At 47.6% G+C, this 13,795-nt stretch carries 11 protein-coding genes; 1 reads left to right on the forward strand and 10 read right to left on the reverse strand.

Annotated elements, in window-relative coordinates; genetic code table 11:
* Positions 1–3 precede the first annotated feature (3 nt).
* Positions 4–798: a glycosyltransferase family 2 protein gene (locus tag AAAT87_RS07865; protein WP_349226125.1), complete on the forward strand. Its 795-nt coding sequence runs from the start codon at positions 4–6 to the stop codon at positions 796–798.
* A 61-nt stretch (positions 799–859) separates the two neighbouring features.
* Here AAAT87_RS07865 and AAAT87_RS07870 read toward each other — a convergent pair whose 3' ends face one another.
* From AAAT87_RS07870 to AAAT87_RS07915, 10 genes are all read right to left on the reverse strand, one after another.
* Positions 860–1,909 (reverse strand): glycosyltransferase family 9 protein, encoded by a 1,050-nt coding sequence (locus AAAT87_RS07870; protein WP_349226126.1) that lies wholly within the window; start codon positions 1,907–1,909, stop codon positions 860–862.
* 106 nt (positions 1,910–2,015) lie between these two features.
* Positions 2,016–3,581, reverse strand: a complete 1,566-nt coding sequence (locus AAAT87_RS07875; RefSeq protein WP_349226127.1) for a DUF6056 family protein — start codon at positions 3,579–3,581, stop codon at positions 2,016–2,018.
* Between the two features lie 147 nt (positions 3,582–3,728).
* Positions 3,729–5,075, reverse strand: a complete 1,347-nt coding sequence (locus AAAT87_RS07880) for a Gfo/Idh/MocA family oxidoreductase (protein ID WP_349226128.1) — start codon at positions 5,073–5,075, stop codon at positions 3,729–3,731.
* A 43-nt stretch (positions 5,076–5,118) separates the two neighbouring features.
* Positions 5,119–6,192 carry a pyridoxal-phosphate-dependent aminotransferase family protein gene (locus AAAT87_RS07885; protein ID WP_349226129.1) on the reverse strand — a complete coding sequence of 358 codons (1,074 nt, stop codon included), beginning with the start codon at positions 6,190–6,192 and terminating at the stop codon, positions 5,119–5,121.
* A 4-nt stretch (positions 6,193–6,196) separates the two neighbouring features.
* Positions 6,197–7,255 (reverse strand): CDP-glycerol glycerophosphotransferase family protein, encoded by a 1,059-nt coding sequence (locus tag AAAT87_RS07890; protein WP_349226130.1) that lies wholly within the window; start codon positions 7,253–7,255, stop codon positions 6,197–6,199.
* Complete coding sequence (locus tag AAAT87_RS07895) at positions 7,252–8,178, reverse strand: lysophospholipid acyltransferase family protein (protein ID WP_349226131.1); 927 nt, start codon at positions 8,176–8,178, stop codon at positions 7,252–7,254. Before AAAT87_RS07895 ends, AAAT87_RS07890 begins: the two co-directional genes overlap by 4 nt.
* Before the next feature lie 41 nt (positions 8,179–8,219).
* Positions 8,220–10,073: an ABC transporter ATP-binding protein gene (locus AAAT87_RS07900; RefSeq protein WP_349226132.1), complete on the reverse strand. Its 1,854-nt coding sequence runs from the start codon at positions 10,071–10,073 to the stop codon at positions 8,220–8,222.
* A 183-nt stretch (positions 10,074–10,256) separates the two neighbouring features.
* Entirely contained in the window at positions 10,257–11,591 is a 1,335-nt protein-coding gene (miaB, locus tag AAAT87_RS07905) for a tRNA (N6-isopentenyl adenosine(37)-C2)-methylthiotransferase MiaB (protein WP_349226133.1), read from the reverse strand.
* Between the two features lie 71 nt (positions 11,592–11,662).
* Positions 11,663–12,616 carry a phosphatase PAP2 family protein gene (locus AAAT87_RS07910; RefSeq protein ID WP_349226134.1) on the reverse strand — a complete coding sequence of 318 codons (954 nt, stop codon included), beginning with the start codon at positions 12,614–12,616 and terminating at the stop codon, positions 11,663–11,665.
* Positions 12,617–12,634: 18 nt separating this feature from the next.
* Positions 12,635–13,630, reverse strand: a complete 996-nt coding sequence (locus AAAT87_RS07915) for an NAD-dependent epimerase/dehydratase family protein (RefSeq protein ID WP_117663798.1) — start codon at positions 13,628–13,630, stop codon at positions 12,635–12,637.
* Positions 13,631–13,795 lie beyond the last annotated feature (165 nt).

The raw sequence follows: 13,795 nt of genomic DNA on the forward strand, positions 1-13,795 counted from the left end.
GATATGAACAAGACAAGTGTAGGACAAGAGCAGGTAAATGGCATCTCAGTGGTTATCAATACCTATAATGCCTCCTGCCATCTTCAACAGGTGCTGGATACGGTGAAGGGTTTTGACGAGGTGGTTGTCTGCGACATGGAAAGTACTGACGATACCTTGGATATAGCAAAGCGTAATGGTTGCAAGATAGTTGTCTTTCCTAGAGGAAACTATCAGATTTGTGAACCGGCACGTCAGACTGCTATAGATGCTGCTTCCTGCAAGTGGGTATTGGTGGTTGATGCTGATGAACTGGTAACTCCAGAACTGAAGGAATATCTTTATTCCCTAATAGGGAAGGAGGATGCTCCACAGGGCTTGTATGTGCCGCGCAAGAGCCGCTTTATGGGTAGGTTCATGCATTGTTTCTATCCTGATTACCAGTTGCGTTTCTTTATCAGGAAGGATACCGTATGGCCAGCCATCATTCATGCCGATCCTGTTATCAAGGGCAGGATAGAAAAGATACCAGCGGCTCATGCTGATATGGCACTTGTTCATCTGGCAGATGACAGTATCGCCAGCAGGATGGGAAAGATCAACCAGTATACAGCGAATGAAATAGAAAAGAAGAAAGATCGCAATTATGGAATGGCTGCCTTGTTCTATCGTCCGTTTGTGCGTTTCTTCCGTGCTTATATACAGAAGGGTGGATTCCGGGATGGTAAGGAAGGATTTATCTGTGCCTGCTATGAAGGAATCTATCAGTTTGTTGCTGTCAGCAAGATTATAGAGGATCGTATGAAAAAACGGAAATAGTTCGTGGCAGTTCATTCTGCTACGAACTGTTTCCGTAGAATTCGGTAGAGTTGTCTATCCTTTATAATATGTGGTATCTTTTGATGAAGTCAGACCAGCGATTCCAAACCTCTTCTTTTGTGATGAGAGCATATTTTGCCAATCTGTCAAGTGCTTCAGTATCAGAGTCCTGGTTTGTTATGTCTGTATAGGCGATTCCATCAGCTGGAACATCGTTTTGTGGCAGCCAGGTCTTCTTGTTGGTTGTAGGAGCAACGATGACGAATGATGGTTTTCCGCAGGCGTGCACAATGTGTCTTCCGCCGCCTTCATTTCCAAAGTACAAGGTGATGCGGTTGGAAAGTGCCACGAGCTCTCGCTGGCTCTTTGCTGCAATATCAATATGTACCTGCTGAGGCTTCCCCATTTTCTCATAAATGCGGTAAGCGTTTTCCTTTTCCTTGCCTGGGGCGTAATTGAAGATGATCTGTACCTGAGGATAGGCTTTGATGAATTGCTGGATAGTCCACGCCATTCGGTCTTCATTCCATGTCTTGTAATCTAACTTGGCTGTAACACCTGCCAGGAGAATGGGTTTGGCAAGGTCGATGCCTTGTGACTGAAGATACTGGTCGTAAGCTTTTTGTTCTTCTTCTGTAATATAAAGAGAGAAATGCTCATCTCGTATCAGTTTACCTTCTTTCTCCAAAGGTTTGAGCATAGACAGATTGAATTCTATCATACTTCTGCCGGCACAGCTGCGTTCTATCAGATGGTTGAATGCCAGCTTACAATAGCCTTTGTTCAATCCTATGCGGTATGGAGTGGAAGGAGAGAAAAGGGCGAAAAGCATCGTGTTCATGGTACTTCTCATGTCGATGATGACATCGTAATGGGTGGAATGTACCACATGCCATACTTTCCTGATGTATTTGAAAAAGCTATGTCGCTCTTCGTCTGTAAATGGGATTAATCTGTTGATAGAGGGATGACCTTCAAACAATGGACAGATTTTGTCATTCAGTACAAAGTCTATACTGCAATCCGGGAAACTCTTCTTTAAGGAGTTGAGTACCACGGTGGTGAGTATGGCATCGCCCATCTGCCTGAATCTAACTACTAGTATCTTCATTTTATCTTATATAAATTTTGGTGCAAAAGTAAGTAAAAAAAAGAAAGATACCAAATATTTCATCTAATATCTTTCTTTTTCCATTTACTTATTTGCTGTCTGTTTTTTATTTTCCTTCGATAAAGGTCATTCCGCCTGGTCCTACTTCCTCCCGGCAGCGTTCCAGGAGTTGGGCTGGTGATTCGTCGGCATCATCGAAAGGTAATGCTACTACCGTTTTCTTGTCATAATAGTTTGCCATACCTCGGTTAATCCAGTACCCTGGATAGATGGTGATGTCGTGGAATGCATCGGATGGCATCTTTACGGTGAGCGGATTCAGAACCAGATGGTCTGCCTTGCTTTTCTTTACTTCAATTTCACGCTGCCGCATCTGTTGGTCAAACTTCTGTGCTGTTCCCTTACGCAGCAGGGTGATAGTTCTGTTGGTAGTAGTTGGCTTGGCAGAGATAGACAGTACCAATACCAGCCAGTAGTATACCGGTGTCCACTGGAAGTATCTATCGTATTTCTGTTTGATGGCGTCAATCAGGTTCATTATGGCAACGCTTACCGGTTCCTGAGTAGCCGCTCTGCGCTGGAGGGCACCTGAGAGATAGAAGATATTGAAGCAGAACATCCACAGATGCACATAGAAGTATACATTCTGTACTCTGTCAGCTCCTCTGGATCCCATGGCATAGCTGTTTGGGAAAAAGAAGGCGCTGTAGAGCAGGAAAGAGATGAGCAGATAAAGCCATGGATGAGAAAACTTGAAACGGGATGCCTTGGCTAATCTTGCCAGGAATGGAATGAGAATGGTAAACATGAGTACCTCCATGATTCCAATGGCATCAGCAAGAAATTCCACGCTCTTTCCTATTGCCATAAAGAAGGCAGCAACCACATTCGGCTGATCGGTGACTGTGGCTTGGCGGACTGCATTGCCTGGTGCAAATACGCTGAAAGCAAAGGCGCTGGCATAAATCATAAGGATAGAAATCAGGAAGAAAGGAGTCTTTTTCCTCTCCACCCACATCCATACGATAGCCATAAAGAGAATGGCAGGCATACCCAGACCGGTAACAAAGTTGCCGCCGGCTATGAATATGGCGAGTGCTGCGGAAACCAGCGTGATGATGATTTTCGCTATGATGGATTTTGTAAGATGGAATTCGATGAGTAGGGAGGCAAGAAACAAAGAAATACTATAATATAAGGTATAGTACATCGCTCCGTTATACCAGCAGAATGCATCGTAGAACGACCATACGAACTGTACGGTCATTAATACAAATAGAGTAGAAATGAAAGTGTATTCCAATTTGCTGATATGTAGCAATCTGCGTAATATTGTGTATCCCAGTGTATAGGTGGAAAGAATTAGGCTTCCCAATAGAATAATCGGTACAAGCCAGTATTTGCCAAAAATTCCAGGTTGTAATGCCATCAGGAAACATGCTGAATAGGTACCCTGCCATGTCTGGTAGATATGCATGGATTCAGCCCAGGCCGCCTGAATACATGCCCCAAATGAATGGGTGGCAGTCCAAGCCTTGTAGACAGGAGCTCCGAATACATAGTCATCTGCAAACTGATGGAGATAGGGACCTATTGCCACAACAGGGATGATGGATAAGATTAGAATACAAATCGCCAATATCGTATGGCTTTTTAACAATTTCTGATTCATCGTATTATTGTTTTTGCTTATTTTTATATGTATAATAACAGAGAAACTTGTGCTTTCTTGCACTAATAGTTGTTAAATTATATAAATGCCGTTAAGACTAAAAGGAAAAAGCTTTCAAGAAAGGAAATGGACATCATGTAGACGAACCTATATGATGACCATGTCTTTTCTTGCCTCGAAATTGGCGATAGTCCTGACGATTTCTTCTGATATGTCATCGGATACATACGAGAAGTCCTTGCCGGTGCGGATGGCTTTGAGGAAGGAGAGGAGCATATAGCGCAACCCTTCTCCATCCAGCTGGTAGAAGTAGCGCTTGTTATTCTGCGGATTCTCGTATCTCACCTCGAAGTAATCGGTCTTCCACCATGGGGCTGGTACGTAGATATAGCCCTTGGTACCTGAGATAATCAATTCGCCTTCCGATTTTACGCCTTGTCCTACTTTCAGTGAAGCTACGGCATGAGGGTAGAGGAAGGATATCCTGGTGAAGGCATCATAGCGCTTTGCCTCGTCCAGGAAGTGGGTGGCTATCTGCTTGCTGCTGTATTCTGTGCCCAGAAGCTGGAAGATAGGCAGGAGCGCTGTCGGGCCCCAGGCGCAGATACTGTTCCATTCGTAAAGACTCTTCTGGGAATCCTGGGTCGGGTCGAAGTCTACGAGACTGGTACAGGTGGCATCCACCGACATGATATCGCCGATGATACCGCCCTTTGCCAAGAGTAAGAGTCGGTAATAGGCTACGGAATAGGCGGTTTTGATAGAGTCCATCAAGACTACCTTCTTATCTTTTGCTATTGCCTTGAGTTCTTCCCATTGCTGAGGCTGAAGGGTGATAGGCGATTCGCACAATACGTGTTTGCCAGCTTCTAATGCCTCCTTTATCTGAGCATAGTGCTTGCTTGGGGCAGAGATGACATAGAGCGCATCGCTTTCGTCCAGGAGTTCCTGGAAACTGGCTGCCTGCTTTTCCTCTGCCTGCAGATTCTCTGAGAGATATTGGTCGTTGAGGGAGAAAACCTTTCCTGCCTCCAATCCATTGACATATTGGCTTTCCCGCTCTATCTTGTTGAGGATAGGCGATTCGCCAACCAGTCCGAGGCGAACCACCTGCTGCTCGCTTCTGATCTCCGTGCTCGATACACCCTGAGTGCGGTCTAGATAAACCACCTTGCAATAGGCGTTGAGATAGTCAAACTTGCCTCTCCAGTCAGAACCTACGGTAAAGATATCTACGTCCAGTCGCTTGATGTCGTCAATCTTCTGTCCCTCGTATTCCTCGATGATGATTTCATCGGCAATGCCGGTGGCACGCACGGCTTCCACTCGTTCCATGAGTGATTGTTGCACATTGATTTTGCCACGCTCACGGTCGAAGGTATCCGAGGTTACGCCCACGATGAGGTAGTCGCCCAGAGCTTTGGCGCGTTCCAAGAGACGGATGTGACCATAATGAAGCAGGTCGTAAGTACCGTATGTGATGACTTTAACCATAAGTTTCTCTATCTTGAATGTTCTCTATACCTTATTATATATGTTATAGCAGCCCCTTAGCCTGCATATCCTTCAGTGCATCAACAAGCCTAGTATTGTCTTCCGGACTCAGGTTGCCGAGATGACCTACACGGAACACCTTTTCTGCCATATCGCCACCATTAGGACATACCCAGATGCCATACTCGTCTTTCAGCTTCAGGAAGATGTCGTAGGCTGAGGCGTTCTGCGGATGCAGAGGAGTAACGGCATTTGACATCGATTGGGAAACGATGGTGAATGGCAGGTCCTTGATCTTGTTTCTGAAATCTTCTGCAAGCATTTTCATGCGCTGGTTCTCGCTCTCCACACCGCCATTGCGCTCTATCTCCTTCAGGCGGGCATGAATCTGCAGTAAGGTTCCTACGGCTGGGGTGAAAGGAGTCTGTCCACGCTCACCATTCTTCAAGGCATCCTTCAGGTCGAAGTACATTGACTTCACTTTGTTTGCCTCTACTCGCTTGATTGCCTCTGTATCGAGAATGATGACAGAGATGCCTGGAGGACATGCCAGTGCCTTCTGTGAACCCGTAATCATTACGTTCACGCCGAGTTCCTTCATGTTGAATGGGTCCGCGAGGAAAGAACTGATGGAATCTACGGCCAGGAAAATATGGTTGCGATGACAGAAGTCGCTGATCATCTGGATGTCGTAGAGTACGCCGGTAGAAGTCTCATGTAGATTGACGAGGAAGCCGGTGTAGCCTTGTCCCTCGTATGGCTTGAGGTCTTCTGCCGTGAGTGGAGTACCCATCTCAAGTTTGATTTCAGTATGTGGAATCTCATGAATTTCACAGAGTTGTACGAAACGATGGCCAAAGCTACCGCCATTCACTACCAGTACTTTGTCGGCAGGAGTGAATACATTCATGACCACGGCTTCCATAGAGGCTGTACCCGAACCTGTGATGAATACCGTGCGGGCATCGTCTGATGCCTTGGCAAACTGCTTCATCAATTGTTCGTTCTCCTTCATGATGGCGGAGAACTCTGCTGTTCTGAAATAAGGCACCTGCTCAGCGCCGATGGCTCTAACCTCATCGCTTGCCATCACGGGTCCTACTGTAAAATTAAGCATATCTTTATTCTTTTTTGATTCTTCCAAATGTCTTGATGCTGGTATATTTACGCCAGAGATTCAGCTTTCTGTTCTTTGGTACACCATGGCGACGGATGTAGTCTTCGGCTCCGTCGAGCATGCGCTGGCATACGTTGCCGTCCAAATATGGATCGTAGTTGTCTACTATCCACTGTCGCTTGGCTATCGCCTCAGGGTCTGTGAGGGCATGGTCGTAGGCGGCAATCAGCTGACCTGGCTCTGTAATGTTCTCCCAGTAGATATCCTTGGATATGGTGCCGAGGGTAATGACAGGGCGAGAGAGCAGCAGAAACTCATAGATGGTAGAAGAAGTGTCGCTGATGAGCGTATCTGCCATCAGCTGATATTTCGTTACGTTCTCTCCCTTGTCGATGAAGAGAACATCCTTCTTGGTTGCAGCCCATTCACGGTATTCATCTACCCATTCCTGGCGGGTAAGCGGATGGAACTTCATTACTACCAGGGCATTGCGCTCCTTAGCCAGCTTGCCCAGCTCTTCCTTGATGTAAGGAAGCGAAGTGAGTTTTGGCGAGAAGGTAGGAGCGTAAAGGATTAAGGTCTCCTTGCCGCTTTCCCTGAGCAGTTTCTCTCGGGCGGCATCATATTTATGCAGGTTTTCCTTGATCCAATCCTGCTTAGGCCATCCCGTTTCCAACACCTCGAAATCTCCATATCTCTTGGCCAGAGCCTCGAAGTGAGAAGTGAAGTAAGGACCTTGGGTGAAATAGGTGTCAAAGTAACGGCGGATAATCCAGTGGTCTTTCTTCTCTGCGGCATAGCCGTGGAATACCTGTATCTTGACGCCTGGCAGATAGTATGGAACAATGTTGCCTGGCACATAGATAGCCTCTGGCTGGAAGTCATAGACTTCTTGAATAGAGTTGGTCCATTTCACCTGGTCGGCGTATGGAAAACTGTCTATCTTTGGTTTGTGGATATACCACAATATCTCGTGTGGCAAATGCTGCTTTGTCACATGTTCTTGTATCGGATTAAGTATGTCTATGGCATACTTGTTTTCACAGAAAAGAACTATTCTCATGATTCTTTAGGAATTACTTTACCGTTTTTGATTTCATATCGCTTGTCAAACTCCTCCCGGGTTCGCTTCCATCTGTTATGCGTCCATAAATAATAAGGTGGATTCTTGCGGATGGTTTCTTCCAGCATCTGGAAGAAGCGGCGGGTAATCTCGTGCTCCGGCAATGAGTTGGGTTCACGGGTGATAAGCTTGTAAGTGGCAGTATAATAGCCTCGCTTCGGGCGCGACATTTCTACATAGAACACGGCATTGTTCATCTTCCTCATGATTCTTTCGCCACCCGTAAACACTGGGGTTTCGGGATGGTTGAGGAAAGGAAGCCACAGGTGGATGTTCTCCCACTTAGGTCCCTGGTCGCTGATGTAGCCGAAGATGCTCAAGATGCCCTTGCGCTTGTAATCCACCAAGTAGCGGAGGATGTCTTTCTTGGGCACCACCACGCCATTCTCCTCGTGAGAACGGATGCGCTTGAAGAGTTCGTCGAAGGCTTGGTTGCGCAGTGGATGATAGATGAGGCCTATCTTGCGTGACTTAGGCAGTTCGATGCCCACGCACGAAAGCCACTCCCAGTTGCAGTAATGCCCCAGGATGGCTGCCACGTTCTGACCTTCCAGGAAACATTGCTCCACTTCCTCGCTGTTGATGACCTGGAATCGCTGGCGCAACTCCTTGTCACTGATGCTGAGCAGTTTGACAGCCTCGAAGAAGTAATCGCTGAACCAGCGATAGAACTTCTTCTCGATGTCGATAATCTCTTCTTCTGATTTCTCAGGAAAAGAGCTGGTGAGATTCTTACGCACAATACCCCTGCGGTACTTGATGACGCGATACATCATGAAGTACTCGAAATCGGCGATGCAATAGAGTAGCCTGAAAGGCAGCAGCGATATTGCATAAAATAATGCATAAACAATCTTAACCATCAACAAAACTATTAATTGTTAATTATTAATTCTCAATTATATTACACCTGCTGCATATCGTGCAACTTCTTGTAATATCCGTCTTTTCCAATCAGCTCGTCGTGTGTACCACGCTCCACAATCCTTCCCTCATGCAGTACGCAAATCTCGTCTGCATGCTTGATGGTACTCAGTCGGTGGGCTACAGCCACGGTGGTACGGGTCTTCATCAGTTTCTCCAAGGCATCCTGAACCAGACGCTCGCTTTCGGTATCCAGAGCCGATGTTGCTTCGTCGAGGATGAGGATAGGAGGATTCTTGAGGATGGCACGGGCGATGCTTACACGCTGGCGCTGACCACCGGAGAGTCTGCCGCCACGATCACCGATTCCGGTATCGAAACCATGTTCCGACTTGGTAATGAACTCGTAGGCATTGGCTATCTTTGCCGCATTGGCGATATCTTCATCGGTAGCATCGGTCTTGCCGAAGCGGATATTGTCCTTGAAGCTGGCATTGAAGAGGATTGCCTCCTGGTTCACATTACCTATCAGCTGGCGGAGGTCGTGCACGGCAAGGTCTTTCACATTGATGCCGTCGATGAGCACTTCGCCCTCCTGTACATCGTAGTAACGAGGTATCAAGTCGAGCATCGTACTCTTTCCGCTACCGCTCTGTCCCACCAGTGCGATGGTCTTTCCCTTAGGAATCACGAGGTTGATATCCTTCAATACATAAACCAGTTCATCGTTCTGATGGTCGGTATAGGCAAAGGATACATGGCGGAACTCTATCTGGTGCTCAAAGCTGGCGATATGGTCAGGGTTCTCCTTGTCCTTGATTTCTACCTCTGCCTGAAGAATCTTGTCGATACGCTCCATGCTTGCCAATCCCTTCGGGATATTATAGCTCGCCTTGGAGAATTCCTTCAGCGGGTTGATGATGCTGTAGAGCATCACGAGGTAGAAGATGATGGTAGGACCATCGATTCTGCCGTAATCCAGAACCAGGATACCGCCAAACCACAATACTACCACGATGAGGATGGTTCCCAGGAACTCACTCATCGGGTGAGCCATCTGCTGACGGATGTTCACGCGCATGATGTTGTCGCGATAACTGCTATTCACCTGGTTGAAGCGACAGTTCATCTTATCTTCAGCACAAAAAGCCTTGATGATGCGCAATCCGCCCAAGGTCTCCTCTACCATACTCATCGTATCACTCCAGAGCGACTGTGCCTCGGTACTTTGTGCCTTCAGTTTCTTTCCCACAACACCCATGAACCAGCCGAAAGGTGGTACAAAGAGAATGGTGAAGAGGGTGAGCTGCCAGCTGATGCAGATGAGCGTAATGAAATAGAAGAGAATCAGGACAGGATTCTTGAAGAGCATATCGAGCGACGACATGATGCTGTTCTCTACTTCCTGCACATCACCGCTCATTCGGGCGATGATATCTCCCTTGCGCTCTTCGCTGAAGAAGCCCAGCGAAAGCGAGGTAATCTTCTGGTAGAGCTGGTTGCGGATATCGCGAACAATACCCGTACGGATAGGGATGATGGTGGCTGAAGACAGAAAATAGGCTCCCGTCTTGAGGAATGTCATGAAGGCAAGGAACAAGCCGATAACCAGCAGAGCCAGTGATGCACTGTGCGCCACGATGAACTCTTGGATATAATAATACAGGTTGTTGGTTGCCACTTCCTTGATGCTGCCCAGCGTTCCGTCCCATTCCATATAGTCGTTGGCACGGATTCCGCCATCTACCTGGAAGAGAATCTGCAGGATTGGTATCAAGGCTGCAAACGAAAAGATGTTCAATACCGCAGACAGGATATTGAACAGAACTGAGAGCCCCAGATATTTCTTGTAGGGAGGGACGAATCGTCGTAAGATTTGCAAAAATTCCTTCATAGGTGCAAATATAGTGTTTTTAAGGAAAACCGCCAAACTTTTGGCGGTCTTTCTTGACTTTTATTCAGTTTTTTCTTATAGAAGAGTCGTTTTGGCTCCGTTTTTTCTTCTTCTGGGAGTAATTGGGTATATTTTCACTTCTTTTTCTAAAGAAGCATTCTTACTCTTTTAGAGGGAGCATCCTTACTCCTTTACTTCCTCTCCGAAGAGGGTAGCAGAGGTAGAACCGGTGATGCGGACCTTTACGAACTCTCCGATGTGGTGGTTACCCTTGTCGATGACCACAGCCTTGTTCTGTTCGGTACGGCCCATCATCTGCTCACGGCTGCGCTTGCTGAAGTTCTCGATGAGGATGGTGAATTCCTTGCCCTCATCCTTCTTGTTCTGTTCGGCGCTCACCTCGGTCTGCAGTTTGATGAGCTCGTTGAGGCGAGCTATCTTGGTTTCTTCAGAAACGTTGTCTGGCAGATGCTTGGCTGCGTAGGTGCCCGGGCGCTCCGAATACTTGAACATGAAGGCGCTGTCGAAGCCTACTTCCTTCACCAGCGAGAGGGTTTCCTGATGGTCTTCCTCGGTCTCGTCGTGATAACCTACGAAGATGTCGGTGGTGATGCCGCAGCCCGGGATGATGCGCTTGATGTCGGCGATGCGCTGCAGATACTCCTCACGGGTGTATTTGCGGTTCATCAGCTTCAATATCTTGTTGCTTCCGCTCTGTGCAGGGAAGTGGATGTGCTTGCAGAGGTTTGGTTCTTCGGCAATGGCGTGGAGGATGTCCTCGGTCATATCCTCTGGGTTAGAGGTGGTGAAGCGTACACGCATATCCGGCACAGCCTGGGCTACCATGTGGAGGAGTTCGGCGAAGGAAAGGCTGCCTTCCTCGCGCTTGCCCGATGTTGAGAGACCGTAGCTGTTCACGTTCTGTCCCAGCAGGGTAACTTCCTTGAAGCCACGCTGCTGCAAATCGCGCACCTCACGCAGGATGCTCTCTGCATCACGGCTGCGCTCACGTCCACGGGTATAAGGCACGATGCAGTAGTGGCAGAAGTTGTTGCAACCACGCATGATGCTTACGAAACCGCTCACTCTGTTGCCACCGATGCGCTGAGGCACGATGTCACGGTAGGTCTCGGTCTTAGAGAGTTCGATGTTGATGGCATTGGTACCCATCTCGCACTGCGCAATCATATCCGGCAGGTTGAGATAGCTGTCGGGTCCACAAACCAGGTTGGCATAGTGGTTCTGGATGAGGTCATCCTTTACTCGCTCTGCCATACAGCCCAATACGCCGAGAATCACCTTTCTTCCCTTCTTCTGCTCAGCATGGAGGGTGTCGAGGCGATGGTAAATCTTGTTTTCTGCATTCTCGCGGATACTGCAGGTGTTCAGGAAGATGGCATCAGCCTCTTCTTCTTTCTCACAAATCTCGTAGCCTGCCATCTGCATCACAGAGGCAACTACCTCACTGTCTGCCACGTTCATCTGGCAGCCATAAGTTTCAATAAACAGTTTCTTCATTGTTCTAGATGAATTCTAATTTATGTTTGATGTATTTAATATGATTTCTTTCCTGTATCTTCCATGCCGCATCATTTCATGTTCTTCGAAACTGCCATCAGCATGAAGTAGATGACTACGGCAGAGATCCATCCGGCGATGGCATCGATGAGATAATGCGCCTGGATATACACGGTAGCCATACACAGGAAGATGTAGAATGGCAGCATGGTGAAGAGCAGCTTGCGGTTTCTGCTGTGCCAGGCAAGGAGCATGCAGATGGTGCTTACGCCCACGTGCGAACTCGGAAAGGCGGCGGTAGGTCGCTCTCCTGCTTCCTTGGCATTCTCTACGAGCTGGTAGAAGATTCCGTCGGTATAGCCTGGGGTTGGCAGACAGTTGGTATGGGTGTTGAAGTAATCGCCCATTGCCGGGAAGATGCCCTTGGCAATATCCTGCACTCCCACGGCATCGAAGTAGAACGTTGGTCCTACTACCGGCACGTAAATGTAGATGAGATAGTAGATGAAGAAGCTGGCAAGCAGTACAAAGCTAACCCGTTCTGCCTCATAGTATCTGCAGCAGAAATAGTAGAGAACTACCGCTGCTATCATAGGATAATACATGAAGTATCCCATCGACATCAGTTCGCTCACCACCGCCCAGGGCAGTGCCTTGGCAAAGAGCAGGGCGGGCTGGCATCCAAAGAGATCCTGTTCCCATCCCGCAAAGATATGGTCGAGGTTGGGGAACATGCGGTTGATCTCGTAAGTATCTGGATACCACCAGGCAAGCAGGGCGATCTGCGCCATGATGCGTATCATCTTCGTTATTCTGCATGGAATCATGCGATATACGCCCCAAAGGGCGAGGGTCATGACCAGAATTCTCAATCTGCCCCAAAGCATCGACTCCGGATTCACCACCTTGGTAAAGGTAAAGAGCATGGTGAAGACTGTTATCGCCATATAGCCCAGCATCACCCATTCCAGTGGCAGGAACCCTTTCTTGGGGTTCTTTTCTATCTTAAAATAATCTTTTATCATTATTGATTTTTAATTTTATTACAGCCATCCGTTATCCTTGTACCACTTGATGGCAAGCTTTACACCTCTTGACAGAGGGTAGTGGGGATGATAGCCCAGCTCGTCCATGGCTGGCTCGATGTCACAACGCCAGTTGCGCTGTTTCAGGATGTTATACTTGTCATTGTTCAGTGCCGACATCCTACCGGTCATTCTGCCGAGATACTCGCCAAAGAAGGTTACGATGCGAAGCACCCAGATAGGAGCCTTGATGCGCAACATCCATGGATTGCCCAATTCCTTATGAATCAGGTCGCTGAAAGCTTCCGACTGGTAAACTTCGCCATCGCTGAGGAAGTATTTCCTGCCGTTCATACCATGGTCTAGGGCAAGGAAAACTGCCTGCACCACATCCTGAACATACACGAAGGTGATGTCCTGACGCTTGAATCCTACGGCGAAATCCACGTGCTGCCTGATGCTCTGCGCCATGAGGAAATAGTCTTTTTCTCTTGGACCATATACGCCGGTAGGGCGCAGGATGATATAAGGGAAATTGTTGCCGATGCTGTCGAGATAGCGCTCTGCGGCAAGCTTGCTCTTGCCGTATGCCGTATTAGGCTTAGGCACATCGTTCTCGCAGATTTCCTGATAAGGCTGCTCCTCGCGGATGGCTCCAAAGATGCTGAGCGAGCTGACGAAGACAAATCGCTTGATGGGCATCCCCAGATGCAGGATGGCATTCACCAGGTGCTTGGTGCCCTCGGTGTTTACCTTATAGAAATCCTCTGCATGCAAACACTTGGTAGCGCCAGCTGCATGCACTATATAGTCGAACTCGTGCGGAGCGAGTTCCTTCTCCAACTCTTCCTCTGAAGAAAGATTGAGGTTGATGAAATGGATGCGCTCGTCTTGCAGATATTTTCTGGAACTGGTAGGGCGAACTGCCGCCCAGGTTTCCATGCCTTGTCGCAAGGCTTCTTCTACGATGTAACTGCCGATAAAACCCGACGCACCCGTTACTAGAATCTTCATTAATTATATATAAAATTGCAATTTCGGCTGCAAAGATACGACTTTTTGATGATTTATCACCATGATTCTGTTCAAAAAGGAGATAAAATTTGAAAAAATAGTGTAGGTTTCTATAAAATGTTGTATCTTTGCATGCATGGAGCAAGTATCGGGTTTTTATTTCCC

The organism is Segatella sinensis, from assembly GCF_040095255.1.
In the GTDB taxonomy this organism is placed as follows: Bacteria; Bacteroidota; Bacteroidia; order Bacteroidales; family Bacteroidaceae; genus Prevotella; species Prevotella sinensis.